20 protein-coding genes and 1 tRNA gene are annotated in these 25572 nt (G+C 59.0%); 14 read left to right on the top strand and 7 right to left on the bottom strand.

Annotated features, from left to right (window positions below; genetic code table 11):
* Nucleotides 1–26: 26 nt before the first annotated feature.
* On the bottom strand, nt 27–794 hold the full coding sequence (surE, locus tag HNQ99_RS07665) for a 5'/3'-nucleotidase SurE (RefSeq protein ID WP_184475057.1): 768 nt from the start codon (nt 792–794) through the stop codon (nt 27–29).
* Between the two features lie 37 nt (nt 795–831).
* A complete protein-coding gene (gene serS / locus HNQ99_RS07660) occupies nt 832–2109 on the bottom strand; it encodes a serine--tRNA ligase (protein ID WP_184475056.1) in 1278 nt (425 codons plus the stop codon).
* A gap of 122 nt (nt 2110–2231) precedes the next feature.
* On the opposite strand from serS, the gene HNQ99_RS07655 reads away from it, so the two are divergent.
* The 3 genes from HNQ99_RS07655 (at nt 2232) to dksA (ending at nt 4478) form a co-directional block, all read left to right on the top strand.
* Complete coding sequence (locus HNQ99_RS07655; RefSeq protein WP_184475055.1) at nt 2232–2672, top strand: host attachment family protein; 441 nt, start codon at nt 2232–2234, stop codon at nt 2670–2672.
* A 78-nt stretch (nt 2673–2750) separates the two neighbouring features.
* Nucleotides 2751–3437 (top strand): hypothetical protein, encoded by a 687-nt coding sequence (locus HNQ99_RS07650; RefSeq protein ID WP_184475054.1) that lies wholly within the window; start codon nt 2751–2753, stop codon nt 3435–3437.
* A gap of 576 nt (nt 3438–4013) precedes the next feature.
* Nucleotides 4014–4478, top strand: a complete 465-nt coding sequence (gene dksA, locus HNQ99_RS07645) for an RNA polymerase-binding protein DksA (protein WP_184475053.1) — start codon at nt 4014–4016, stop codon at nt 4476–4478.
* A gap of 164 nt (nt 4479–4642) precedes the next feature.
* Here dksA and HNQ99_RS07640 read toward each other — a convergent pair whose 3' ends face one another.
* Nucleotides 4643–4798, bottom strand: a complete 156-nt coding sequence (locus HNQ99_RS07640) for a YdcH family protein (RefSeq protein ID WP_184475052.1) — start codon at nt 4796–4798, stop codon at nt 4643–4645.
* A 180-nt stretch (nt 4799–4978) separates the two neighbouring features.
* Here HNQ99_RS07640 and HNQ99_RS07635 point away from each other — a divergent pair, with 180 nt between their 5' ends.
* The 4 genes from HNQ99_RS07635 (at nt 4979) to HNQ99_RS07620 (ending at nt 12071) form a co-directional block, all read left to right on the top strand.
* On the top strand, nt 4979–5176 hold the full coding sequence (locus HNQ99_RS07635; RefSeq protein ID WP_184475051.1) for a YdcH family protein: 198 nt from the start codon (nt 4979–4981) through the stop codon (nt 5174–5176).
* A 126-nt stretch (nt 5177–5302) separates the two neighbouring features.
* On the top strand, nt 5303–5779 hold the full coding sequence (locus HNQ99_RS07630) for a DUF1465 family protein (protein WP_184475220.1): 477 nt from the start codon (nt 5303–5305) through the stop codon (nt 5777–5779).
* An 89-nt stretch (nt 5780–5868) separates the two neighbouring features.
* On the top strand, nt 5869–7896 hold the full coding sequence (locus tag HNQ99_RS07625; RefSeq protein WP_184475050.1) for an autotransporter assembly complex protein TamA: 2028 nt from the start codon (nt 5869–5871) through the stop codon (nt 7894–7896).
* A complete protein-coding gene (locus HNQ99_RS07620; RefSeq protein ID WP_184475049.1) occupies nt 7896–12071 on the top strand; it encodes a translocation/assembly module TamB domain-containing protein in 4176 nt (1391 codons plus the stop codon). Before HNQ99_RS07625 ends, HNQ99_RS07620 begins: the two co-directional genes overlap by 1 nt.
* Before the next feature lie 116 nt (nt 12072–12187).
* Here the strand turns inward: HNQ99_RS07620 and HNQ99_RS07615 are convergent, their stop codons facing one another.
* From HNQ99_RS07615 to HNQ99_RS07605, 3 genes are all read right to left on the bottom strand, one after another.
* Nucleotides 12188–13612, bottom strand: coding sequence for an aldehyde dehydrogenase family protein (locus HNQ99_RS07615; protein ID WP_184475048.1), 1425 nt, complete (start codon nt 13610–13612; stop codon nt 12188–12190).
* A 286-nt stretch (nt 13613–13898) separates the two neighbouring features.
* Nucleotides 13899–15311, bottom strand: a complete 1413-nt coding sequence (gene glnA / locus HNQ99_RS07610; protein ID WP_184475047.1) for a type I glutamate--ammonia ligase — start codon at nt 15309–15311, stop codon at nt 13899–13901.
* An 84-nt stretch (nt 15312–15395) separates the two neighbouring features.
* Nucleotides 15396–15734 (bottom strand): P-II family nitrogen regulator, encoded by a 339-nt coding sequence (locus HNQ99_RS07605; protein ID WP_184475046.1) that lies wholly within the window; start codon nt 15732–15734, stop codon nt 15396–15398.
* Nucleotides 15735–16122: 388 nt separating this feature from the next.
* Between HNQ99_RS07605 and HNQ99_RS07600 the strand changes: the two genes are divergently transcribed.
* Complete coding sequence (locus HNQ99_RS07600) at nt 16123–16791, top strand: PilZ domain-containing protein (protein ID WP_184475045.1); 669 nt, start codon at nt 16123–16125, stop codon at nt 16789–16791.
* Nucleotides 16792–17003: 212 nt separating this feature from the next.
* Here the strand turns inward: HNQ99_RS07600 and HNQ99_RS07595 are convergent.
* Nucleotides 17004–17091 (bottom strand) — tRNA-Ser (locus HNQ99_RS07595).
* A 264-nt stretch (nt 17092–17355) separates the two neighbouring features.
* Between HNQ99_RS07595 and HNQ99_RS07590 the strand changes: the two genes are divergently transcribed.
* From HNQ99_RS07590 to dnaE, 6 genes are all read left to right on the top strand, one after another.
* Nucleotides 17356–18315 (top strand): lytic murein transglycosylase, encoded by a 960-nt coding sequence (locus HNQ99_RS07590; protein WP_407692309.1) that lies wholly within the window; start codon nt 17356–17358, stop codon nt 18313–18315.
* The gene (locus tag HNQ99_RS07585; RefSeq protein ID WP_184475044.1) at nt 18299–19222 is read left to right on the top strand and encodes a septal ring lytic transglycosylase RlpA family protein; all 924 of its coding nucleotides are present in this window, start codon (nt 18299–18301) and stop codon (nt 19220–19222) included. The genes HNQ99_RS07590 and HNQ99_RS07585 overlap by 17 nt, the downstream gene beginning before the upstream one ends.
* 30 nt (nt 19223–19252) lie before the next feature.
* Nucleotides 19253–20416: a D-alanyl-D-alanine carboxypeptidase family protein gene (locus tag HNQ99_RS07580; protein ID WP_184475043.1), complete on the top strand. Its 1164-nt coding sequence runs from the start codon at nt 19253–19255 to the stop codon at nt 20414–20416.
* Nucleotides 20413–21039 carry a dTMP kinase gene (tmk, locus tag HNQ99_RS07575; protein WP_184475042.1) on the top strand — a complete coding sequence of 209 codons (627 nt, stop codon included), beginning with the start codon at nt 20413–20415 and terminating at the stop codon, nt 21037–21039. The genes HNQ99_RS07580 and tmk overlap by 4 nt, the downstream gene beginning before the upstream one ends.
* Nucleotides 21036–22007 carry an AAA family ATPase gene (locus tag HNQ99_RS07570; protein ID WP_184475041.1) on the top strand — a complete coding sequence of 324 codons (972 nt, stop codon included), beginning with the start codon at nt 21036–21038 and terminating at the stop codon, nt 22005–22007. The genes tmk and HNQ99_RS07570 overlap by 4 nt, the downstream gene beginning before the upstream one ends.
* A gap of 75 nt (nt 22008–22082) precedes the next feature.
* Nucleotides 22083–25568 (top strand): DNA polymerase III subunit alpha, encoded by a 3486-nt coding sequence (gene dnaE / locus HNQ99_RS07565; protein WP_184475040.1) that lies wholly within the window; start codon nt 22083–22085, stop codon nt 25566–25568.
* The last annotated feature ends 4 nt before the right edge of the window (nt 25569–25572 follow it).

The following is a 25572-nucleotide window of genomic DNA, read 5'->3' as shown; positions in this document are numbered from 1 at the left end:
GCAGTTTCCTGTTTAACAGTCAGGATTCAGACGTCAAATGCGCCGCGCAGCTGATCCAGACTTTCATAATGGGTCAGGTCGAGGTGCAGCGGTGTCACGGTGATATAATTGTCCGCTGCGGCTTCCAAATCGGTGCCCTTATCAGGAGTGCGGATGCCGCTTTCCAGGCCGAACCAGTAATAGCTGTAACCACGGGGGTCCTTGCCTTCGACAATGGTGGAACGGCCATAGTCATGAAAGCCCTGCCGCACTGCGCGGATGCCACGTACCTGATCGGGTTCAATCGGAGGAAAATTGATGTTGATGAGGGTGCGGGGCGTCGCTGGCAGGTCCAGAAGGGGACGGATCACCTTTTCTCCCCATGCCTCGGCACAAGCGAAGGGGACGGCATCACCCATGCCTTCGCGGGCATAGATCTGGCTGAGCGCGATGGCGCGGAAGCCGGCAAGCGAGCCTTCCATTGCCGCAGAGACGGTGCCGGAATATGTGACGTCCTCGGCAATGTTCGCACCACGATTGACGCCTGAGAGAACGAGATCCGGCGGATTGTCCTTCATAACATGTCCCACCGCCATGAGCACCGCGTCAGTCGGTGTGCCAGTGACGCTGAAATGCTTTTCGCCATGCTTGCGAATCCGGACGGGGCGAGTGAGCGTAAGGCTGTGTCCGGCGCCCGACTGCTCCTCCGACGGCGCGACGATCCATATGTCGTCGGACAGGGTGCGGGCGATCTTTTCCAGAACCTTCAGGCCAGGAGCATAGACGCCGTCGTCATTGGTGAGGAGGATACGCATTGGGACCTTTCTCGGGCTGCCGGGCGGCAAATCTGACTCAGCGCGGCGTCAACTTCTCAATGCCGCCCACATAGGGAGCCAGTATTTCGGGAATGGCGACACTGCCATCCGCCTGCTGATAATTTTCCAGCACCGCTACCAGCGTTCGGCCGACGGCGAGGCCGGAACCATTGAGCGTGTGCAGGAAGCGGGTGTTCTTCTCCCCTTCCGGTTTATAACGGGCGTTCATACGCCGCGCCTGGAAATCACCGCAGTTGGAGATGCTGCTGATCTCGCGATAGGTCTGCTGGCTTGGTAGCCAGACCTCCAGATCATATGTCTTCCGCGCGCCAAAACCCATATCGCCGGTGCACAGCAGGACGCGGCGATAGGGCAGGTTCAGGGCCTGTAAAATGCCTTCTGCAGCCGCGACCATCTTCTGATGTTCGGCTTCGGAGTCTTCCGGGCGGCAGATCGCCACCAGCTCCACCTTTTCGAATTGGTGCTGTCGAATGAAACCGCGCGTGTCGCGGCCCGCCGAACCCGCCTCCGAGCGAAAGCAGGGGGTGAGGGCGGTGAAACGGAGCGGCAGGGAGGTTTCCGGAAGGATCTGTTCACGAACGAGGTTGGTAAGGCTTACCTCTGCGGTTGGAATAAGCCAGCGGCCGTCGGTCGTCCGGAACAGGTCGTCGGCGAATTTGGGAAGCTGGCCTGTACCAATCAGGGTCTCGTCCCGCACCAGCAGAGGTGGATTGACCTCCTCATAGCCATTTTCGCAGCTTTGCCGATCAAGCATGAATTGGGCAAGCGCCCGGTGAAGGCGTGCCATCTGACCGCGAAGTGCGGCGAAGCGCGCGCCCGACATCGCGGCGGCGGCCTCAAAGTCCAGGCCGAGCGCGGGGCCGAAATCGGCATGGTCCTGTGGCGTGAAGCCGAATTCGCGGGGTTTTCCCCAGCGCGTCTGTTCGACATTGTCATTCTCGTCCACGCCTGCGGGCACATCATCGGCGGGAAGGTTGGGTATCGCAAGAAGCGTCGCGTGAAGCTCCTCGCTGACAGCTCGGTCCCGTGCCTCAAGCTCAGGCATGCGGTCCTTGAGCTCGGCCACCTCGGCCTTTAACGCTTCCGCCTTGGCCATGTCCTTTTGCGCCATCGCCTGGCCGATCAGCTTGCTGGCTTCATTGCGGCGAGCCTGGCATGTCTGCACCTGTGTTGAAATGGCTCGCTTTTTTTCGTCGAGCGCCAGCAATTGTCCGGCCAGTGGTCCAAGACCTCTTTTGGCCAGTCCGGCGTCGAAAGCATCAGGATTTTCGCGGATCAGTCGGATGTCGTGCATGGACGTCACCTAATAAGGCGGATTGCGATCGTGGCAAGTCCGGCTATTCAAAGGCTCGCCAATCGCGCAACCGAGGCGCATTCTGCTCGTTTCTATCCTGTTGCCACATCAGGAGAAGCAATATGAAGCTGGCGCGCGATACTTGTGTCATCGTTTTGGATGGCGAAAAAGCGCTTTTTTTCCGCAACGGCGGCTTTGCCGATGTCCCGAAGCTGGAATTGGAGCGAGAGATCGTGCAGGACAATCCCCCCGACCGCGAGCAGGGAAGCGACCAGCCAGGGCGCGCCGTTTCCAGCGTGGGCGGCCATCGAAGCGCCTATGAAGAGACGGATTTTCATCAGCTGGAGCAAGATCGGTTTGCCGCACAAATGGCGGAAACGCTTAAAAGACGGGCGCTGAACAACGAATTCGACAGGCTGATCGTGGTCGCGGCTCCGCGCACCTTGGGAGCCATGCGCAAACATTACCACAAGCAAGTCGAACAACGGATCGTGGGGGAGATTGGCAAGGACCTTACCGGTCATCCGGTAAGCGAAATCGAGAAGATTATCCTGCAGGCTTAGAGAGCCTCATCCTTCGACTTGTTGCTGAAGCGCCTGCGGGCCACCAATGCGGCGGCTGCGGCTCCGAAGAGCAGGACCATGGGTGGCGCGGGAACGGGCGTTCCCCCCGTCGAAGTGCTGCTCGTTCCTCCGCTGCTCGTGGAGCTGGACGTGCTGCTGCTGGTCGACGAAGAGGTTGAGGAACTGGTGCTGCTGCTCGTCGAAGATGATGTCGATGAGCTTGTGCCGCCAAAACTGCTCGACGTCGAAGACGTGCTGCTGACAACGCCGCTGCTCGTGCTTGTCGAACTTCCGCCTGTGCTGGTGCTCGTCGAACTACCACCGGTACTGGTGGAACTGCCCCCGGTGCTTGTGGAACTACCGCCGGTGCTGGTAGAGCCACCACTGGTGCTTGACGAACTACCGCCGCTGCTCGTCGAACCGCCGCTGGTGCTGCTGGACCCGCTGGTGGTGGAGGAAACGACGACGCTGCCTCCACTGGATCCGCCGCCGAAGAAGCCTCCAAAAAAACCGCTGCTGCCGCCAAAGCCGCCGCTGCCGCCAATGACGATGGGCACTCCTCCACCGCCAGCCATCGCCATTTCGGTTGGCATTGGAACTGGTGCGATCGGCAGGGGAATAGGTGCCGCAGGTGTTGAAACGGTAACCACGCTTGGGGCACAGGAAGTCGTAGTAACCGTGCGGCGCACTCGCTTCACGGACGCTTTGGCCGATGCCTTGCTGGCTTTCAGTAAGGCGGGCCGAGGAGAGGATTCGGCCACATGAACGGCTCCGCCGCCAAGGATCGCTCCTCCGCATGCGCAAGCGCATAATTTTGCCAAAGCCATCCGTACTGACATCGCCGATACTCTTGTTATTGCCATGCGTAAGGTGAGACCCCATCACCATTACGCTCCCGATATTTGGTAGAAGTGCAGAAGAAACTCTTAACCGCAATGGAATTAACTGTGTTTCCATTGCCGTGAGCGGACATTTAGCTGCAAAATAGTAACTGAATTTGGTTAATGTCCCGCAATGAGCCGCGCAGGAAGACTTTTTCCAGAGGGGTGGATGCCGGGGGAGGGGAAATAAGCGTCGGCTTTGGAAGTAAATTCATAGTAGCGACCGCCGGCAATATCGCGAGTCTGTCGATAGGGCCCACTACCCAATAATGGCTAAGCTTTTAATCCGCCGACAACAACAAATGCGACGGGTTCATGAAAATGAAAGGGCTGTGGAAGGAATATGGAGCCTTGTTCAAATATGAACGCTTGTGTGGTTTGCGGAGCCCGGTTATAGGCCCCCAACCAAGTCAAATAGTCTGTTGGCTGGCCAGGCTGCGGGCACTGTGGCGGAGGACTTATGGCATCAATTGTGAATTCTCCGGAAGACATGGAAACACCCAAACGCGGACAGATTGCACTTCCGGACGGTTATCGGCCTTCGCCGGACGAAGAGTTCATGAATGAGCGGCAACTGGAATATTTCAGGCAATCGTTGCTCAGTTGGAAAAAGAAGATTCTCAGCGAAGCGGAAGGCACCTTGGCAGTGCTGCAAAATGAGCCGCTTCGCGAACCCGATCTGAACGACCGCGCCTCTAGCGAAACCGACTGGTCAATCGAGTTGCGTACTCGTGACCGGCAACGCAAGCTGATTGCCAAAATCGATGCGGCGCTGCGCCGGATCGATGACGGCGAATATGGCTATTGCGAGGTCACTGGCGAGCCCATTTCGTTAGGGCGTCTCGAAGCGCGTCCCATCGCAACCATGACACTTGAGGCCCAGGAGCGGCACGAACGTCAAGAGAAGATTTCTCGCGACGATTGAGGAGGCAAGGAAAGGGCGTTCCTTCGCGAGAGCTCCCCGGAAAGTGACGTTTGGCCGCTGATCCGGTCCTGCGGTGCAGGGTACAAACTTTAAGTTGGAAATTGGCGATCCATGCTCCGGGCCGGCCATTTTGGCCGGAGCCCGGAGCTAGGAAATAAGGGCTGTCAGTGCGCCTTCAGCTCTTCCTTAATTCGCAATTTTTGTTTCTTGAGTTCGGCAAGGAGTGTCGCATCCGGCAGGGGGCGATTGTTTTCGTCCTTAATGCGTGCGTCTAGACCGGCATGTTTGGCCTGAAGAGCTGAGATATGGCTATTTTCCATATATATCCTCCTAGCTGATTTAGGACATGGAAGCCGGAGTAAATCATGAAAAATCCCTCCTGTCTTCCACTCTTTTCCACGCTTAGGACGGGCCGTGCGAGGATTTGCGATGGCCCGTTGGTACAAATCCCCATATAGTCCCGCCAACTATGTTTTCCGGAACGGGAATTGCTGTCCTTTATGAATCCTGAAGAGATCATGCGCCGCCTGGAAATCCTGCGCCTGGAACATCGCGACCTGGATATGGCGATCATGGCGCTTGCCGAGTCGAGTGGCCGGGATGATCTGCAGCTTGCTCGCTTGAAAAAGCGTAAGCTTCGGATGCGGGACGAGATTGCGATTCTGGAAGACGCATTGATTCCCGACATCATAGCCTAGGGCTGCGGCCTGCCTGGGCTACGGGCGTAGTCATATGTCACGCCATTTTGACACAATGTGCTCCTAGGGAGCGGAAATATGCTTAACGCACCTGACATCCACGGATCGTTGTGGCAGTCCAACGAGATGCAGGACGTCACAATATCGCGCGAGATGAGTCGGAAGTTGATCGACAGCCTTTATGTTGAGGCTATGGTCATGGCTGACGAAGCCCGCGCCTATTTCGACGCCCAGGCCGACGATGATCGAGAAGCGCTCGAAATCATGGTGCGCGTCAGTTTTTCTTGCGAATCGTTGAAGGTGACAACACGGCTAATGCACGTCATCGCCTGGCTGTTGACGCAGCGCGGGCTCATAAACGGCGAACTGCACCAAAGCGATCTTTCCGATCCCAAATATCAGTTGGGCGATACCGCCCGGTCGGATCGCGAAGTCCTCGCGCGCTTTCCTTTTGCCGCGCGCGCACTCATCGAGGCCAGCCAGGATCTATATGACCGGGTCGCGCGATTGCAGCGCAGCATGATTGCCGACGGCCGGATCATGCCGGCCATTCCTCCCAGCCCGGCGCGTCAATTACTGGATCGGCTGCAGCGCAGCTTCTAGCGCCTGTGATCCTCAATCGGACGCAAATGCCAATAATCGGCCTATTAGCAGACTGGCGCACCCTAATCCAAAAGGTTAGGACATGACCCATGTGCTGCGGCAAATTGCCTTTTCAAATACGTGCGATCCGATGTTTGACTATTGCGGTTCTGGGGGCCATCCCGCTTCAGACCGCCATTGCGCAGAATCAAGCCCCGGGCAAAGAGCGGCAGCTTGATCCCCAGACCCCTATGGATCCCATGCCGGGACTGGGCGTGGATTGGCCGGACATGGATAAAGCGGACGGCGCGCCTCTGGAGGGCGATGCAGATGTCGAAGGAGGCGACGAAGGGAGCAAAGAGCAGCCGGATGTCGTTGAAGAGGACACGGCGCCCCCCGTCGACTATACTGCCGAACTTAAATATCGCGTGGTGCTGAAAGGTTTGGATGAAGTCGGAAACGACCAGTTCCAGAAGCGCTTTGATGACCTGTCGGTTCTGCGAGAGGGAGAAGGAGACAAGTCCAACATTGCCCAGATCAACCGCCGGGCAAAGGAGGATATCGAGCTGTTGCAGCGTATCCTCCGCGCCAAGGGCTATTATGACGCGCGCGTCGTCAGCGAAATCATTCCCGCCAGCCAGGATCGGCGGATTCAAGTCGTGCTGGATGTCGATCCGGGTCAGCGGTACACGCTTGATGAGGTGAAGCTGCCCGGTTTGGAACAGGCAACAGAGAACCGGGACGCGCTGTATAAGTCCTTTCCGGTAAAGGCCGGTGATCCGATTGACGCGGATAATATCGTGGCGGCCCGATTGGAACTGGCCACTGCGCTGGGAGAGAATGGCTATCCCTTCGCGAAGGTCGAAGAGCCGGTGGTGCGTATCGACCGCGAAGACAGGGCGGGGGATATCACTATGCCAGTGGACCCCGCGGGCTTTCGTCGTTTTGGGCAAATAGAGGTGCCGCCGGGCGATATCTTCAAGGCGCGGCATGTGCAGCGCATTGCGCGTTTCAGGCCAGGCGATCCTTATCGGACTTCAGAAGTCACCGACCTGCGACGGGCGCTGATCGCGACGGGTCTTATATCTTCTGTGACGATGACACCGAAGGACGCAGGCGACGGGGAGACCGTCGATCTGGCTGTGGATTTGGAACGTGCGCCCCCGCGCACCGTGGCTGGACAGATCGGCTATGGCACTGGCGAAGGCATTCGCGCGGAAGCGAGTTGGCAGCACCGCAACTTCTTTCCGCCCGAAGGCTCAATGACCTTTCGTGGCGTTGCCGGAACGCAGGAACAGTCAGTAGCCGCGATTTTTCGCCGCAACAATTTCCGAAAGCGGGACCAGGTGTTGAATGCCCAAATTTCCGCAAGCAATCTCGACCGCGATGCTTATGACGCAAAGACATTCCTGATTTCCGGCAGTTTGGAACGGCAGACTAATCTCATCTTCCAAAGAAAGTGGACATGGTCTGTTGGCGCCGAATTGCTGGCGTCGGATGAGCGCGATTCCTCTGGTCCACTTGCCATGCCGCGCCGTCGGACCTTCTTCATCGGGGCCTTGCCGCTCAGCCTCAGCTATGACGGCAGCGATGATCTTTTGGACCCTGCACGGGGATTTCGATTGGGCATGCGCGTGTCTCCCGAACTGTCCTTCCAGTCAGGAACGTTCGGATATGTGCGTGCCCAGCTCGACGGAAGCGCCTATCAAACCGTGTCCGACCGCGCGGTGCTGGCGGGTCGAGTGCGGCTGGGAACGATCGTTGGAGCAAAGCGCGATCAAATCGCGCCATCGCGGCGCTTCTACGCCGGCGGTGGTGGCTCCGTGCGCGGCTATGGCTATCAAGACATCGGTCCCCGTGACATCAATGACGATCCGATCGGTGGGCGCAGTCTGGCAGAGTTTTCGCTGGAGGCGCGCATCCGCTTTGGCAATTTCGGCGTCGTCCCCTTCGTGGATGCCGGCAACATTTCCACCGGGCAGTTGCCAGATTTCGGTGACCTTCAATTCGGCGCAGGCATCGGCGTCCGCTATTATAGCAGCTTCGGTCCGATCCGGATCGACGTGGGCACGCCGCTCAACCCGCAGGAAGGCGATCCCAAAATTGCGGTCTATGTTTCGTTGGGACAGGCCTTCTGATGGATCAGGAAGCCGAAGTCCCCACATCTGGACGTTTCCGATTCCGGTGGCGACATTGGGTTTTCAGTGCGTTTATAGCGTCGCTGCTGCTGCTGATTGCCGGGCTGGCCTGGCTTGATACCAATATGGGCCACCGGTTTATCGTGGATAGGGTCGCGGCGCTTTCCCCAAGCTCCGGCCTGCGCATTCGCGTGGGCTCAATTGAAGGCAGCATATACAAGAAGGCTGTATTGAGGAACGTCCGATTTTACGATCCCAAGGGGGTGTTCCTCTCCTCGCCGCGGGTGGAACTGGATTGGTGGCCCATTGCATGGTTGTCAAATCGACTGGACATTGATCGGCTGGGCGTGCCGGAGGCTACTCTTTATAGGTGGCCGCGACTTATCCCAAGCACCACCAAGGGCCCCATCCTTCCGGATTTCGACATCCGGCTTGTCCAGTTGAATGTCAGACGCCTGACCGTGGCGAAGGCAATTACCGGCAGGCCGCATGTGGCGATGCTAAGCGGCAGGGTTGAGATTTTGTCGGGGCGAGCGCGACTGGATCTTTATGGACGGGTCATTGGCGAAGATGACCGGGTCGCGCTCAAGCTGGATTCCCGTCCGGACGACGACATGTTCGACATCAAAGCTGATGTGAACGCGCCGGAGGGGGGGCTTATCGGTTCGCTGTTGGCACTCAAGAAACCTGCGAAGCTGGAGATTGACGGGGAGGGAAGCTGGACCAAGTGGGACGGCGCGCTGGTCGCAACCCTTGACAGAAAACCATTGGCTGGCCTGACACTGGAAGCGGCGAAGGGCCAGTACCATTTGGCTGGAACGCTGCAGCCGCAACTATTACGCCCAGGCTTGATCGGTCGCCTTTCGGCCCCGAAGCTGGAGATGGATGCCGCCGGCACGTTTGACAAGCGGTTGCTGTCGGGACAACTGGCGTTGAAGTCCGACGCGATCGACCTGACGGCGAAGGGCGGCATCGATCTGGCTCATAATCTGATCGACGACTTGCGTGTCGATACGTGGCTGCGTCGCCCTTCGGCTTTCATAAAGGTGGCTCGCGGGCGCAATGTGCAATTGAAGCTCCGCTTTGACGGCCCGTTCGATCAGACGCGTTTCGAATATTTGTTAACCGCGCCCGAACTGGCTTTTGGTTCAACGCGATTTATCGGCATGCGCGCATCAGGCGAAGGCCAGGCGCGCAAGAAGGGGCCGACGCTGATCCCCATCGATATGCGCGCGCGGCGCATGGTTGGACAAGGGCAAGTGATCGAGGGCATTTTCGCAAACCTGTCTTTGAAAGGCGTTTTGCAGCTGCAAGGGCAGACAATCACAAGCAACAAGATGAAGCTATATGCAGCAAAGCTGCGCAGCGAATTGGTGTTGCTGGCCGAACTGTCAACGGGTCGGTTCGATACGGCCCTGACCGGCAATATAAGGGGCTTGCAAGTCCCGGGCCTTGGGCTTGTCGATATAAGGTCGAATATCAGGGCTGTACCGGGCAAATCTGGCGCCTTTGCATTGAGTGGCAGGGCGCGGGCGGACGTGAGACGGCTGGATAATGGCTTCCTGCGGGGGCTCACTGGCGGCTTGCCGAGCTTATTCACGAACCTTTCGCTCGGACCCGACGGTCGGCTGCTTCTTGGCGGTCTGAAGCTTGAAGCACCTCAATTGAGGCTAAGCGCCAATGGTTACCGGCGGACGGACGGGACCTTCCTGTTCTCTGGCGCAGGAAACCACAGCCGCTACGGCCCGCTAAAGTTGACGCTCGACGGAAGGATCGATCGGCCGAAGGTCGACCTCCTGCTGGCGCGGCCGATGGACGCGGCGGGGCTTGCCGATGTGCGCCTGTTGCTCACGCCTGCTTCTTCAGGTTTTGCCTTCACTGTGAAGGGTGGCTCGCGCCTTGGGCCGTTCGATGGCGAAGGAATGATCTTGCTGCCACGAGGCGGAGACGCGGTGATCGACATTCACCGGCTGTCGGTTTCCGAGACTGCCGCGTCGGGCCAGATCCGGCCGGTGACGGGGGGACTCGATGGGCGGCTGGGGATTTCAGGCGGCGGCATGACCGGCTTTGTCGCGCTGCAGCCTATCAACGGCGTCCAGCAGGTTCGGACGGAGCTTAGTGCTCGCAACGCCGACTTTATCGGACCACCCGCCTTCCGGGTCAGGCAGGGGACATTGACGGCATCTGTTTTAATGGGGCCGCGTGGCACCAGCATCGATGCGGCGCTGCAAGCACGCGGTGTACGACGCGGAACGATGCGTATCGGCCGGATCACCGCCAACACCCGGCTGGTTGACGGTCGAGGCAAGGCGACCGCAAGCATGTCCGGGCAGCGAGGGCGACTGTTCGATCTCCGTTTCGATGCGGATATCGAACCTGGCCGACTGGAGCTTGCCGCCAGCGGCACTCTCGACCGGAAGCCCATTCGCCTGGTTCGGCCAGCCGTTCTGACCAGCAAGGAGGCGGGCGGTTGGGCTCTCGCACCGATGACGGTCGCTTTTGCCGGCGGCAGAACACAATTGTCAGGGGAACTGGGCGGAGCCACCACCCGCATCGAAGCGAGGCTCGATCGCCTGCCGCTCAGCCTGCTGGATATCTACAATGAAGACCTTGGCCTTGGCGGCGTTGCGACCGGGGCGATCAGCTATGTCGGATCTAGGGGAGAGCTTCCAACAGGCAAAGCGCAGATTCGAATTCGCGGCCTCACGCGATCGGGCCTTGCCGTTTCGTCTCAGCCGGTGGACTTGGGGCTGAATGCCGCGCTAACAGCCAACAGCGCTGTGGGTCGAGCCGTCATTGTCCGTGAGGGAAAGACGATAGGCCAGGCCCAAATGAGGCTTGCTCCCTTGGGGCAGGGCTATGTGTTCGATCGCCTCAGCCGCGCGACGCTGTTCGCGCAAATTCGCTATAATGGCCCAGCCGATACGCTCTGGCGTCTCACCAATGTCGAGACATTCGACCTTTCAGGACCCATTTCGGTCGGCATGGATGCCCATGGGACGCTTGCGGCTCCCATTATCCGTGGTTCAGTGGCTACTGATGACGCACGGTTTTCCAGTCAGGTTACGGGAATGGCGCTGACCCGCGTACGGGCGCGGGGTAGCTTTTCAGGGTCAAAACTGGTGCTTTCCAGTTTCAGCGGCAGGTCCAAAAATGACGGTACGGTATCTGGAAGCGGCAGCTTCGATTTGGGCGTGCCCTCTGGCATCGGAATCGACATGCGGCTTCAGGCGGAGAATGCCGTGCTTCTCGACCGCGACGATATCGGTGCAACCGTGACGGGACCGCTCAGTATTCAGTCCAATGGCGTGGGCGGAGTTATATCGGGCGACGTCCAATTAGCGCGCAGCCGTTTTATGTTGGGTCGCGCGAGTGCGGTGGCGGAGGTGCCTGAACTGCATGTGATAGAGATCAACCGGCGCGGCGAAGTGGATGAGGATGAAGAGCCCGCGAAAGCATCGCCATGGCGGTTGGATGTGCACGCCAATGCTCGTAATCGACTGACGGTCGTCGGATTGGGGCTGGAAAGTGAATGGCGGGCTGACCTGAAGATTGGGGGCACGATCAGCGACCCCACAATATTGGGCACGGCCACATTGGTGCGCGGCGAATATGAGTTTGCCGGCCGGAGCTTCGATCTTGAGAAAGGAGAGATACGGTTTACGGGCAATACGCCTATCAATCCGACTTTGGACATTCAGGCATCGGCGAATATAACCGACCTCAGCGCCATCATTCATGTGAATGGCACCGGCCAACAACCGGAAATCAGCTTCACCAGCACCCCTGCGTTGCCGGAAGACGAATTGCTGTCTCGTTTGCTCTTCGGTAGCTCGATCACCGATCTTTCGGCACCCGAGGCGCTGCAATTGGCGGCCGCAGTTGCGTCGCTGCGGGGCGGTGGTGGTGGGCTCAATCCCATTAATTCTGTGCGCAAAGCCGCTGGGCTGGATCGTCTGCGCATCCTGCCGGCGGACACGGTAACCGGGCAGGGCACCTCTGTCGCGGCGGGCAAATATGTGACGCGGCGGACTTATGTGGAGCTTATTACCGACGGGCAAGGCTATTCGGCGACGCGCGTGGAGTTCCAGATCACCCGGTGGCTGTCCTTGCTGTCAAGTATCTCCACCATAGGACGACAGAGCGTGAACTTGCGGGTTTCGAAGGATTATTGATATCGGGACGACATAGGGGCTTCTTCTATTGTGCCTTCTGTCGTGCCCAATAAGGCGCGTACAGTCATTTTCGGACGTCATAGCAGGCTGAAAGTCCGAAGATGGATCCGCTTTCCTTATACCAGCTCGCCGATGACCGATTTTAACTCCATGAACTCGGCCAGGCCATATTTGCCGAACTCGCGCCCATTTCCCGACTGCTTATAGCCGCCAAAGGGTGTGTTGAGGTTGATGCCGCCGGCGTTTACGAAAACGCAGCCCGCGCGTAACTTGCTTACCAAGGGCTTGGCCTTGGCCGGGTCCCCAGCAATATAGGCGCCAAGGCCATAGGGTGTGTCGTTGGCGATCCTGACCGCGTCATCCTCATCCTCATAGGGAATGAGTACCAGCACCGGGCCGAAAATCTCCTCCCGCGCGATGGTCATGTCATTGCGGACATTCCCGAACACGGTGGGCTTTACATAATAGCCGGTTTCAAAACCTTCTGGACGGCCAAGGCCGCCGCTAGCCAAGGTAGCGCCCTCATCGATACCCTTTTTGATAAGGCCCTGGATCTTGTCCCATTGGGCTTTGTTGACGACCGGTCCGATGTGTCCGCCTTCCTTCGATGGATCGTCGACCTCCTTGGCGTCCATGATTGCCGCGACTTTCGCAAGCGCTTCGTCATGCTGCGACTTATGTACAAGCATGCGGGTTGGCGCGATGCAGCTTTGTCCGCTGTTCAGCAATACGCCGCCCACGCCTCCGGGCAGCGCCACATCAAGCGGAGCGCCCTCCAGAATGATGTTCGGTGATTTGCCGCCCAATTCCTGATGCACACGCTTCACTGTGTCGGCGGCATTCTTTGCGACCATAATCCCCGCCCGCGTAGAGCCGGTGAAGCTGATCATGTCAATATCTGGATGTTGGGCAAGAGCGGTGCCCACGCCTGGGCCGTCGCCTTGCACCAAATTGAAAACCCCGGCCGGAACGCCAGCCGCATCCATGATCTCGCCCAAAATCGCTCCGGATCTCGGCGTCTGTTCGCTGGGCTTCAGGATCATACTGTTACCGGCGGCCAGGCAGGGAGCAACCTTTGCGATTGTCTGGTTCATCGGCCAGTTCCAGGGGGTGATCAATGCTACGACACCTATGGGTTCGTGTACCACAGTGGCGTCGCCCACCTTTTCGATGAACTGAAAATTCTTCAGTGCTTCCAGCGATATGCTCAGATGTCCCAGGCCAGCCCCGGCCTGCGCGGTCTGCGCCAGGGATATGGGACAACCCATTTCCTGGGAAATAGCCCTGGCAATGTCGGGTATGCGCTTTTGATATTCTGCGATGATTTTTTCGAGCAGCGCGATCCGCTCGTCGACGCTGGTTCTGGAAAAGCTCTCAAAAGCTTTGCGTGCCGCTCCGACGGCCAGGTCGACGTCCGCCGCGGTTCCCAAGGTGATTTCAGTGCAAGGCTCCTCGGTCGCTGGATTGATCACCTCATGGCGTGTCCCGCCTTTGCTCTCAACCCATTCACCGCCGATATATTGTTTGAGGTAGCTATCCATGAGCCTGCTCCTTGGTGCTGAAATTTGTATGTAGAGCATACATAAGCTGAACTGGCTGATGTTCAACTGTTTTGCGCTGGCGTGACCTGCGTCACAGTCGTTGCGGCTCCGAACATGGTAAACGCAAGCCGCGACCCGCAGGGCGACTGCCTCTCAGGCGCCCTGTCCCTGGCCCGGCGACGACAGCCGCCGGGTCTTTTTCATCATATTGTCGCAGAACTCCGTTCTTCCAAAAGCAAAAGAGCCCGGGATTGCTCCCGAGCCCTTCCACTTTTTGTGACACGGATCAGGCGCTGTAGTACATGTCGAATTCGACGGGGCTGGGCGTCATTTCCCAGCGGGCAACGTCGGCATATTTCAGTTCGATATAAGCATCGATCTGATCCTTGGTGAACACATCGCCCTTCAGCAGGAACTCATAATCCTTCTCCAGCGACTCCAGCGCTTCGCGGAGCGAACCGCAAACGGTGGGAACTTCAGCCAGTTCTGCCGGTGGAAGATCGTACAGATTCTTGTCCATGGCTTCGCCCGGATGAATCTTGTTCTGGATGCCGTCGAGGCCCGCCATCAGCAGCGCTGAATAGCAGAGATAGGGATTGGCCATCGCGTCGGGGAAGCGGAATTCAACGCGCTTCGCCTTGGCGCCCGCGCCGTAAGGAATGCGGCAGGAGGCCGAACGGTTGCGGCTGGAATAGGCCAGCAGAACCGGCGCTTCATAACCCGGCACCAGACGCTTGTAGCTGTTGGTGGTGGGGTTGGTGAAGGCATTCAGCGCCTTGGCGTGCTTGATGACGCCGCCGATGAAATAGAGGCAGGTGTCGCTAAGGCCCGCATAACCATTACCGGCGAAAAGAGGGTTGCCCTTTTCCCAGATGGAGATGTGGGTGTGCATGCCCGAACCATTGTCTTCCTTGATCGGCTTGGGCATGAAGGTCGCCGTCTTGCCATAGGCTTGGGCGACCATGTGCACGACATATTTGTAAATCTGCATGCGGTCGGCGGTAGTGACCAGCGTGCCGAACGTCAGGCCAAGCTCATGCTGGGCCGAAGCCACTTCATGGTGGTGCTTGTCGCAAGGCAGGCCCATTTCAAGCATGGTCGAAACCATTTCGCCGCGAATGTCCATGCAGCTGTCCACCGGCGCAACCGGGAAATAGCCGCCCTTGGCGCGCGGACGGTGACCGAGATTGCCGCCTTCATAGGACTTGCCGGTGTTGGTCGGCAGTTCGATATCGTCGATGGCGTAATAGCTGCTGTTGTAGCTGTTTTCGAACTTCACGTCGTCGAACATGAAGAATTCGGCTTCCGGACCCACATAAACGGTATCGCCGATACCGGTCGCCTTTACATACGCTTCTGCGCGCTTCGCGGTCGAACGGGGGTCACGCGCATAAAGCTCGCCCGTGCCGGGCTCAACAATATCGCAGAAAAGGATCATCATCGGCGTCGCGCTGAACGGATCGACATAGACGGCGTCCAGATCCGGCTTCAGGATCATGTCGGATTCGTTGATCGCCTTCCAGCCTTCGATCGAGGAACCATCGAACATGAAGCCGTCGGTCAGTTCGTCTTCACCAACGACGCTCGACACCATGCTGAGGTGCTGCCACTTGCCCTTGGGATCGGTGAAACGAAGGTCGACCCACTCGATCTCCTTTTCTTCGATCATTTTCAGAACGTCTTTGGGCGTATTCGCCATATTCTTACCTTCCTGGTTTGATGATGTTTCTGGTGTGCAAAAAGCGGACCGCGACCAGGCCCGCGTCATTCAGCGAACACGACCTCAGATCGCGTCTGAATCCCTTTCGCCGGTACGTATGCGGAGCGCGGTTTCGACCGGCACCACGAAAATCTTGCCATCGCCGATGCGGCCGGTCTGGGCGGCGGCTGCAATCGCCTCCACCACGCGTTCGGCCAGATCGTCCTCCACGACGACTTCAAGCTTCACCTTGGGCAAGAAATCGACGACATATTCGGCACCGCGATAAAGCTCGGTATGGCCCTTCTGCCGGCCGAAGCCCTTTGCCTCCGTAACGGTGATGCCGGACACGCCTACTTCGTGAAGGGCTTCCTTCACCTCGTCCAGCTTGAACGGCTTGATAATGGCTTCGATCTTCTTCATTCTTCGACTACTTCCCCCTCTGGCGGAACGTCCGCTGCCGGCTGCAGGGCGCGCAAGAGACTCGCGCATGCGAACCGCACGATCTTGCCCAATCAATTAGCGTGCCAATATTCGAATCGCCAGAAGTGCTTGCCGCCTTTTCCTAACTTTGTGGATTTTGCCCGGTTTGGAGGCAAAATTTCGCCCATGTGCCCAATTATTAGGCAAGGCATGCTGCTGCGATTGCGAGGGTTTGCTGCGCCGCAAGATGGAGGGCGGTGGAAAAAGGAGAAGGTGTCGTCTCCATTTACCCTGGAGATTAACGGAATGAAGGAGCTTTTGTGGTTTGCTGATCTCGGCGGACGGGCACGGCAGCTCTATTGGGCGAGCCGATCTTCGAGGTGCCCTGATGCGAGACGACGCAGAATATGCCGATCTTTCCAATCTCTTTCTTTTCGAAGAGCCGGCTCGGCAGCCCACGCCACCACCTGACGCCCGTCTGTTGACCCTGTTCCGAGTCGGGAAATTGACAACCGACCGGTTTGAGGAACTGTGCCTTATCCGAAACGCCGGTAGGGGCGGCGTGATGGCCAACGTCCATTTGCCATTGCTCCCGCGTCAGCGCGTGCGGATCGAGCTGGGCAGTGACCGCCAATTTTGGGGCGCCATATTATGGATCAAACAGGGATCGGCGGGCATCGGCTTCGACTATCCGGTCGATCTCGATGAAATACTGGGTCGAGGCGACCTCCGGGACAGCAACCGTCGTTCTGCCGGGCCGCGTCTCAAAATCGATTGCAGCGCCAAATTAAGGGTGGGCAGCCGATATTATGGCGTGCGGGTTCATGATCTTGGCCAAACTGGCATCGGCATCAGTTTTCCCGGAGCATTGAAAGCCGGGCAAGGTGTGGTCGTGACGTTGGAAGGCTTTCGCCCCATCGAGGGCTCGGCGGTCTGGTGCCGAGGCGGCAGCGCCGGCATCGCCTTCAACCAGCCCATAGCCTTTGGCGACCTGACCCACTGGCTTGTACATATGTTCGGCAAGCCGTGCGTCGCCACGCACCGCGGGGGCCGTTGATATATCCACGTCCCACCAACGATGATGTTTGCAATCGAGGATATGGATTTGGAGGACTACTAGATGTCCCGCGTTGCAAAACCGGACTTGGGCATACGTCCTGCGGCTACTTGCAGCACCGCATAATGGGCTTCAAGAGCAAGCTGTTCTGACTGCTCGCGACCAACGGCGTAGGCACGGCGGCTGGCAGAGCGCCCAACATTGTTCCAAAGTGGCGGAAGGGGTGGGATTCGAACCCACGGATGCTTGCACATCGGCGGTTTTCAAGACCGCTGCAATCGACCACTCTGCCACCCTTCCTCCGCAAGCTTGACGTCTTAGCCGTCGGCCAGCCGTCGCCTGCACAGTGGAAACCTCTTATCGGCGTCGGGCGGGAATCAAAAGGGGCAAAATTCCCAGAAAGGGGATTCATTTGTGCGGCTGTCTGTGTCACAACCAAATCATTCTTGTGCATGGACAAAACACTAACAGGGCAGGGACATGCGATTTCTTGGCACAGCCTTCTTATTGATGGCGACTTCGGCTTCCGGCGAGGTGCCTTTGCCTGCGCCTCAGCCGCAGGTGATGGAGGAGATTCCTGGCTTTCAGGCCTATCTTCTGTCGCTGCGGCCCAAGGCGCGGGCGATGGGGATCAGCGATGCGACGCTTGCCAACGTGCTGCCGACCCTGACCTTCAATCCGCGGGTCATACAACTCGACCAGTCTCAGCCGGGCGGCTCCTTTGACTCGCCCATCCCGAATTTCGAGCCATATCGACTGCAACATGTCGATGCGGCGCGCATCAGTCGGGGTCGGATCGCCTATCAGTCCAATCGCGACAAGCTGCGCTCCATCGAGCAACAGACCGGCGTACCCGAAGCCATCATGGTCGCGATATATGGGCATGAAACCAACTATGGTTCGTTCACGGGCGATTTCGATCTGGTTCGAGCTTTGGCGACACTTTCCTTTGAGGGGCGCCGGCGGGCGCTGTTTGAGCCGGAACTGCTCGCGGCGCTAAAGATGCTGGACAGCGGCGTACCGCGCTCGCGGCTGGTGGGAAGCTGGGCGGGCGCTACCGGATATCCGCAATTCCTGCCGTCGGTTTATCTGCGCGTTGCAAAAGACGGCGATGGGGACGGCAGGGCCGACATCTGGACCAGCGAAGCGGACGCACTTGCTTCCATCGCCAATTATTTCGTCGATGCGGGCTGGCGGAAAAATGTCCCATGGGGCGTTGCAGTGACGGTGCCTTCCAACCTTAATCGGGAGGCGCTGGCGAACCGCACGGTCGCAATGCGCTGCCCGCGGGTGTTTGAACGACACAGCATGTGGAAGTCGATGGCCGAATGGCGGCAATTGGGGCTGGTGCCCCAGGGGGCAGCCTGGCCTGCCGATAATGTGATGGCTACGCTGCTGGAACCGGATGGGCAGGGGAAGACGGCCTATCTGCTGACCAGCAACTATCGCGTGATCCTGGATTATAACTGCTCGAATTTCTATGGACTGTCGGTGGGGCTTCTGGCGGATGCGGTGGACGATTAGACAGGCAGTCATTCCCGGCGCGGCGATGCTGCTCGCAGGGTGTGGAATGGTTGACGGGCGGGGCGACAATCGCTTGCCGGGTCCGCCGCGTCGCGATGCCTCCCGTCCGGTGGTCGATTATCCGGTCAAGATTGGCAGGCCCTATCAGATCGGCGGCATCACCTATACGCCCGCCGACGCCCCCGATCATGACGAGGTAGGCTATGCCAGCTGGTATGGCGGCGATCATGAAGGAAAGCCGACGGCAAATGGCGAGAGCTTCCGTCAGCTCGGCATTTCCGCCGCTCACAAGACCTTGCCGCTGCCATCCTATGTGGAAGTGACATCGCTCGACACTGGACGGACGATATTGGTGAGAGTCAATGATCGCGGACCCTTTGTGAACGGACGGGTGATCGATCTGTCCAGCGGCGCGGCCGAACAACTCGGGATGCGCCACAATGGGCTCGCTCCCGTGCGGGTGCGCAGGGTCACTCCGCCCGAACAGGAACGAGCAGCCTTGCGTGCCGGCAGGAAGGCGGCGGAACGCATGCAGGCGCCGGAACCCTTGCTCCTTGCGCTCCGCCAACGCCTCACTCGCTCTGTGCGCCCGACCGCTCCGGTCAAGCAGGCAGCAATCATCCCGGAAACCGGCGTGACCTACGCAACAAATAGCTTGGTCGGTCCGGTTCGAAGTCCACTTGTTCAGGGAAGCGGCGGATATGTGGTTCAGGTCGGGGCTTTCGCGGACAAGGCGCGCGCTGACGGCCTTGCCGGTCAGATCGGTGCATGGGTGGCGCAAAGCAACGGTTTATGGCGAGTGCGATACGGCCCTTTTTCCAGTCAGGCGGCAGCGCAGCAGGGCGTTGAGAAAGCGTCGGCGAAAGGCTATTCCAATGCGCGCATTATGGCTAATGATCCCAGCTAACCTGCCTCGAATCCCCTATAGAGAGACCGAATGAAAATCCTCCTGTCCTCCGCTCTTGCTCTCGCCCTGGTCGCCACCCCGGTCACGGCCGCAGCGCCGCCCTACAGCACCGAAGCGCCCATCGCCTATATGCTGGATGTTTCCTCGGGTGCCGTGCTCTACGCAAAGAATGCGGACCACAGGATGCCGCCCGCTTCGATGGCGAAGATGATGACCACGCACATCGCTTTCCGCCTGATCCAGAAAGGCGAATTGAAGCTCGATCAGAAATTCGTCGTCCGTCCGGAAACCTGGAAGCAGTGGCACGGCCCGCAGGCCGGTTCGACGATGTTCCTGTCCCCGGGAGAAGAAGTCAGCGTTGAAAACCTGTTGCACGGCATCGTGACCCTTTCCGGCAATGATGCTTGCGTCGTCATTGCCGAAGGCATTGCCGGGACCGAGCAGGCCTTTGTCGCCCTGATGAATGACGAGGCCAAACGACTGGGGATGGAAAACAGCCATTTCGGGAACAGCAATGGCTGGCCCGACGAAGGCGTGACCTACACCACCGCAAAGGACCTGACCCGCCTCGCCCAGGCAACGGTCGAGGAAACGCCGAAGCTCTACAAGCAATTTTACGGGACGCGGGAGTTCACCTGGGGCAAGACCATGGGCGGCGCGGCCATTACCCAGGGTAATCGCAATCCCCTGCTGGGCAAGGTGGAGGGTGCGGATGGTCTCAAAACCGGTCACACGGAAGAGGCCGGTTATGGCTTTACCGGCTCCGCCGAACAGAGCGGGCGTCGCCTGATCATGGTAGTGGCCGGTCTGACCAGTTTCAATGAACGGATTTCCGAATCCGTCCGCTTCATGGATTGGGGATTTCGCGCGTGGAAGGCGCAGCCGCTGTTCAAAAAAGGGCAAGAGGTTGAAAAGGCCCCGGTGCAACTGGGCAGCGACAGCGAGGTAGGTCTGGTTGCGCCTAAAAATATGGCGGTCACTTTGCCGCGCGCGGCCAGCGGCAACATGACCGTGAAGCTGGTTTATGATGGCCCCATCAAGGCACCAATCAAGAAGGGGGATCAGATCGCGCGGCTCGTCGTCTCGACGCCCGACACCGCCCCTCAGATAATGCCGCTGGTGGCCGCAAACGATGTTGATGAAGCGGGCATTTTCGGCCGTCTCTGGAACGGCCTGACGTCGCTGTTCGGGTGAGCGGCCGCTTCATCACTCTTGAAGGCGGGGAGGGCGCGGGCAAGTCCACGCAGCTCAAGGCCTTGGCGAAGGCGTTGCAGGAACGGGGGCTTGAGGTCGTCACCACCCGCGAGCCCGGAGGCAGCGCCGGAGCCGAGGCGATCCGGGGACTGCTGCTGAAGGGAGATGGAGATCGCTGGAATGCGCGCGCAGAGGCGCTGCTGTTTGCCGCTGCGCGAGCGGACCATGTGGAAAAAACGATCCTACCAGCATTGAAAGCCGGAAAATGGGTTATCTGCGACCGCTTCCTCGACAGCAGCCGGGCCTATCAGAGTGAAGGCAGCGGGCTTGATGACGCGGACATACAGACCCTTCACCGCTTTGGCAGCGAAGGGTTGTTACCGGATCGAACGTTGGTGCTTCAGCTTCCCCAGGAGCAAGCCGAGCGGCGGGCAACCGTACGTGACGGCGGAACGACCGATCGTTTCAGCGGGCGGAACAATGACTTCCATCGCAAGGTTGCTGAGGCGTTCGATCGCTATGCGGCGCAAGAACCGGAGCGCTTTCGTATCGTTGACGCGTCGGGCAGCACCGCGATCGTAACCAGCCTTCTTATCGACGCACTGTCGGACTTGCTGCCATGACGGACTTTATTGGGCAGGAGGCGCAGATACAGGCCTTTCTTGCCGCCAATGCCGGAACACGCATGCATCATGGCTGGATATTGGCAGGCCCTCGCGGATTGGGGAAAGCCAGTTTTGCCAGGGCGGCCGCCACGCGCTTGCTGGCCGAAGCAGCCGGTCCGCCTCCTGGCGGGGAAGGGCTATTTGTGCCGGAACGGCATCCAGTGCGCTCCCTTATCGATGCGGGCACTCATCCCGATTTTATGTATCTGGCCCGGCTGGAGCGCGAAACGACGGGCGAACTTGCCCGCAATATCGGTGTGGATCAGGTGAGGTCGCTTCAGCGGCTCTTTAGCAACGCCCCATCCCTGTCGAGCCGCCGGGTCATCATCATCGACGCCGCCGATGATCTGGAACGGGGCGCTGCAAACGCTCTCCTCAAGAATCTGGAGGAGCCTCCTTCAGGCACGCTCTTCATGTTGGTCAGCCACGCGCCAGGACGTCTGCTGCCGACCATCCGTTCGCGTTGCCGTATGTTGCGCTTCGCGCCATTGGGCGACCGCCAGATGGAGGCGGTCTTAAGACAAGAACTTCCTGATGCAGATGATCATGAAATTGCGGCTCTCGTTAAAGCAGGGGAAGGATCGCCGGGCCGGGCGCTCAGCTTTGCAGGGCTGGACCTTGCCGGGATCGAAGACGGCTTGACAGCCATAGCGCGCGATGGCGACCCATCCAACACGCAGCGGCTGGCGCTTTCCCACGCACTCTCGAAGAAGGCCGCCCGGGCGCGCTATGAAGCTTTTCTGGAGCGCGTGCCTGCGTTTATCGCAGCGAGGAGTAAGGCCAATGGCGTGGATGTGCTTCCATGGACTATTCGTTCCTGGGAACAGGCGCGCCAACTCGCCGCTAGCGCGATACCACTTTCGCTCGATCCGGCTACCGTGGTTTTCGAAATGTGCAGCTATGTAGCGGAAGCTACGCGATCCTGAAGCGTCCCTCGCTTCGAAAACTCTCACGCACACTTGCCTCTTTCCAGAATCGGATACTATCCTTAGGGTCGCCCGATGCCGCACGCGCCGTTTGTTCCTCTTCGCATCTTCTCTTCCTATACGATGCTCGAAGGCGCGATAGAGCCCAAGGCTATTGCCAAACAGGCGCGCAAACTTGGTTTCCCTGCCGCTGCTCTTACCGACAGAAATGGCCTCTATGCCGCCATGGCATTCTCCGACGCTTGCAAAGGCGAAGGGGTGCAGCCGGTAATTGGCACCATGTTGTGTGTGGCGCGGCCTGGACGCCCGCCTAATGTCGCGCCAGCATATGACTGGCTCGCGCTCTATGCGCAGGATGCGACCGGCTATGACAATCTATGTGCTTTGGTATCGTCGGCTCATCTGGATCGACCGATCGAGGAGGAGGCGCATGTGTCCATGAACGCGCTGGAGGGTCGGACCGATGGCCTGATTGCGCTTTCCGCAGGCGCAGAAGGAGCGCTTGCCCGATTGTTCGCCGAGGATCAGCCGGATGCGGCGCGCGATTATGCCGAACGGCTTCAGCGCCTGTTTCCCGACCGGCTCTACGTGGAAATCATTCGGCGACATGACTTGGTGGAGGAAAAGGCCGAAGAGCTATTGCTCGACATGGCCTATGATCGCGACATACCGATCGTTGCGACCAATCCCTGCTGCTATACCGAGCCGGACTTCCACTCGGCCCATGACACGATGCTGTGCATTGCCCAGTCCTCTTATGTGGATAGCGATGACCGGGTAAAAAGCTCGCCCGACGCCTGGATGAAGCCGGCGCCGGACATGCAGCAATTGTTCCAGGACTTGCCCGAGGCGCTGGCAAACACATTGGTGGTAGCACAGCGCTGTGCCGTCAGGGCTCCCAAGCGCAAACCTATCCTCCCCAGCCTGGCGGGCGACCGGGAGGGTGAGGAGCGGCAGTTGCGCACGGATGCAACGGTTGGCCTGGAAATGCGGCTGGAGAAGCTTGGCATCTCCGACACGGAAAAGCGCAAGGAATATTTCGACCGGCTGGAATTCGAGCTTGGCATCATCATCCAGATGGGCTTTCCTGGGTATTTCCTGATCGTCGCCGACTTCATCAAATGGGCTAAGGAAAATGACATTCCGGTGGGGCCGGGGCGCGGTTCCGGTGCCGGGTCGGTCGTCGCCTGGGCACTGACTATCACCGATCTTGACCCTCTGGCACTGGGGCTTCTGTTCGAACGATTCCTCAATCCAGAGCGCGTGTCGATGCCTGACTTCGATATCGACTTCTGCGAAACCCGACGCGGAGAGGTGATCCGTTACGTCCAGAACAAATATGGCGTGGACCATGTGGCGCAGATCATCACCTTTGGAAAGCTGAAGGCGCGCGCAGTTCTCAAGGATACTGGGCGCGTGCTCCAGATGAGCTACGGCCAGGTGGATCGGCTCGCCAAGCTGGTGCCCAACCATCCAACCGATCCATGGACGCTTGAGCGCGCCATGAATGGCGTCATGGAGATGGAGCAGGAATATAAACGCGATGCGCAGGTCAAGCGCCTGATCGATCTTGCGCGCAAGCTGGAAGGCTTCCCGCGCCATAGTTCCACCCACGCGGCGGGCGTGGTGATCGGCGACAGGCCCTTGTCTCAGCTCGTGCCGCTCTATCGCGATCCGCGTTCCGATATGCCCGTGACGCAGTTCGACATGAAATATGTCGAAGGCGCGGGGCTGGTTAAGTTCGACTTTCTTGGCCTCAAGACCCTGTCGGTGCTCCACAAGGCCGTGCAACTGCTGAAACGGCGGCACGTGGATGTCGACCTCGATCTTCTGAAATGGGATGACGCCGGTGTTTATGAGCTGCTTCAGCGCGGTGACACGGTCGGCGTGTTCCAGTTGGAATCGGAAGGGATGCGTAAGACGCTGGCGCAGGTGCGGCCCACCAATTTCGGTGACATCATTGCGCTCGTGTCGCTCTACCGGCCGGGCCCGATGGACAATATTCCGATGTTTGGTCGTCGAAAAAATGGCCAGGAAGCCATTGAATATCCTCATGAACTCCTCTCCGGCATTCTTGCGGAGACCTATGGAATATTCGTCTATCAGGAACAGGTGATGCAGGCCGCGCAGATACTGGCGGGATATTCGCTGGGCGATGCGGATCTGCTGCGCCGGGCCATGGGCAAGAAGATCCAGGCTGAAATGGACGCGCAACGTGAGCGCTTTGTGAAAGGCTGCGCGGAACAGAGCGATATCCCCGCGGCCAAGGCCAATGAGCTGTTCGACTTGATCGACAAGTTTGCGGGCTATGGCTTCAACAAGTCCCACGCCGCAGCTTATGCTCTGCTTGCTTATCAAACAGCTTGGCTAAAGGCCCATTATCCCGCGGAATTTTATGCCGCCTCCATGTGCTTCGACATGCATCAGACGGACAAGCTCTGCATTTTTGTAGATGACATGCGGCGGGTAGGTCTCACTTGCTTGCCGCCCTGCATCAACAGCAGCGAAGCGGAGTTCTCGGTCGAGCTTCATGAGGACGCCTTTGCTGTTCGCTATGCGTTAGGCGGGCTAAAGGGCGTCGGCGAAAAGGCAATGGAAACACTGGTCGCGGAGCGAGAAGCGAAAGGGCCGTTCAAAAGCCTGGATGATTTCGCCCATCGCGTGGAGCCGCGCCTTCTTAACCGGCGTCAGTTGGAAAGCCTTGCAGCCGGGGGCGCTTTTGACGGCCTGGAAGCCGACCGGGCGGGCGTCCATGCAGCCGCCGAGACGATCCTTTCGGTGGCCGCCAGCGCCGCCGACGCCCGTGTCACCGGTCAGGGTGGCCTTTTCGGAGCGGAAGAGGTCAGTCAGCCTGATATTCAGATCCCCACCAACACCCAATGGTCTCTTTCGGACCGGATGGCGCAGGAAAAGGATGCGTTCGGCTTTTATTTCTCCGCCCACCCGGTCGACCGCTTCCGCGCCATTGCCGATTCCAGCGGCGCCAAGAGTTTCGGCCTGCTGTGCAGTCAGCCCTCCGGTATCGAGGGCGGTCGCAGCGGAGCGGTGATGGCGGCTCTGATCGAAGAGGTCCGCTGGCGCGATACCAAGCGCGGCAAACGCTATATTTCGGCCACGCTATCCGACAGCAGCGGGCAGTTTCAGGCGAGCTGCTTCGATGAGGATATTTGCCACCAGATCGACGAGCTTGGGAAAGAAGGTGATTGTGGTCTCCTGACCGTTGAACTGGAACGCCAGCCGGGCGAAGAGATTCCCCGCGTCACAATACGCGGGATCCAACCTTTTTCCCGTCTTTCCAATCAGGCACGGCTTGTTCTTCAAATCGATGTTGAAGAGCCCGCTGCGGTAGCATCGGTGGCTCAGATCGTTTCTCACAGCAAAGGCGGACGAAGCGACATCATCATTCGCTCCCGCCTGGACGACGGGCGAATTGTTCGCGTGCGCCTTGGCCGCGACTTCATGGTGGATGCGGAACTCGCCGCCCGTATCGGCGCGCTGCCTTCCGTGGTGCATTACGAACTGAAAGCGGCGGAATCGCCCCGGCTGGCCCTGGTGTCCTGATTTT

This window comes from Rhizorhapis suberifaciens, assembly GCF_014200045.1.
In the GTDB taxonomy this organism is placed as follows: domain Bacteria; phylum Pseudomonadota; class Alphaproteobacteria; order Sphingomonadales; family Sphingomonadaceae; genus Rhizorhapis; species Rhizorhapis suberifaciens.
This window is presented reverse-complemented; position numbering and strand designations above follow the sequence as displayed.

Excerpts from the sequence above, each read along its gene's own strand:
- surE (WP_184475057.1), bottom strand. The coding sequence starts at position 794 with ATGCGTATCCTCCTCACCAATGACGACGGCGTCTATGCTCCTGGCCTG.
- serS (WP_184475056.1), bottom strand. The coding sequence starts at position 2,109 with ATGCACGACATCCGACTGATCCGCGAAAATCCTGATGCTTTCGACGCC.
- HNQ99_RS07655 (WP_184475055.1), top strand. The coding sequence starts at position 2,232 with ATGAAGCTGGCGCGCGATACTTGTGTCATCGTTTTGGATGGCGAAAAA.
- HNQ99_RS07650 (WP_184475054.1), top strand. The coding sequence starts at position 2,751 with ATGGGTGGCGCGGGAACGGGCGTTCCCCCCGTCGAAGTGCTGCTCGTT.
- dksA (WP_184475053.1), top strand. The coding sequence starts at position 4,014 with ATGGCATCAATTGTGAATTCTCCGGAAGACATGGAAACACCCAAACGC.
- HNQ99_RS07640 (WP_184475052.1), bottom strand. The coding sequence starts at position 4,798 with ATGGAAAATAGCCATATCTCAGCTCTTCAGGCCAAACATGCCGGTCTA.
- HNQ99_RS07635 (WP_184475051.1), top strand. The coding sequence starts at position 4,979 with ATGAATCCTGAAGAGATCATGCGCCGCCTGGAAATCCTGCGCCTGGAA.
- HNQ99_RS07630 (WP_184475220.1), top strand. The coding sequence starts at position 5,303 with ATGCAGGACGTCACAATATCGCGCGAGATGAGTCGGAAGTTGATCGAC.
- HNQ99_RS07625 (WP_184475050.1), top strand. The coding sequence starts at position 5,869 with ATGTGCTGCGGCAAATTGCCTTTTCAAATACGTGCGATCCGATGTTTG.
- HNQ99_RS07620 (WP_184475049.1), top strand. The coding sequence starts at position 7,896 with ATGGATCAGGAAGCCGAAGTCCCCACATCTGGACGTTTCCGATTCCGG.
- HNQ99_RS07615 (WP_184475048.1), bottom strand. The coding sequence starts at position 13,612 with ATGGATAGCTACCTCAAACAATATATCGGCGGTGAATGGGTTGAGAGC.
- glnA (WP_184475047.1), bottom strand. The coding sequence starts at position 15,311 with ATGGCGAATACGCCCAAAGACGTTCTGAAAATGATCGAAGAAAAGGAG.
- HNQ99_RS07605 (WP_184475046.1), bottom strand. The coding sequence starts at position 15,734 with ATGAAGAAGATCGAAGCCATTATCAAGCCGTTCAAGCTGGACGAGGTG.
- HNQ99_RS07600 (WP_184475045.1), top strand. The coding sequence starts at position 16,123 with ATGCGAGACGACGCAGAATATGCCGATCTTTCCAATCTCTTTCTTTTC.
- HNQ99_RS07590 (WP_407692309.1), top strand. The coding sequence starts at position 17,356 with ATGGAGGAGATTCCTGGCTTTCAGGCCTATCTTCTGTCGCTGCGGCCC.
- HNQ99_RS07585 (WP_184475044.1), top strand. The coding sequence starts at position 18,299 with ATGCGGTGGACGATTAGACAGGCAGTCATTCCCGGCGCGGCGATGCTG.
- HNQ99_RS07580 (WP_184475043.1), top strand. The coding sequence starts at position 19,253 with ATGAAAATCCTCCTGTCCTCCGCTCTTGCTCTCGCCCTGGTCGCCACC.
- HNQ99_RS07570 (WP_184475041.1), top strand. The coding sequence starts at position 21,036 with ATGACGGACTTTATTGGGCAGGAGGCGCAGATACAGGCCTTTCTTGCC.
- dnaE (WP_184475040.1), top strand. The coding sequence starts at position 22,083 with ATGCCGCACGCGCCGTTTGTTCCTCTTCGCATCTTCTCTTCCTATACG.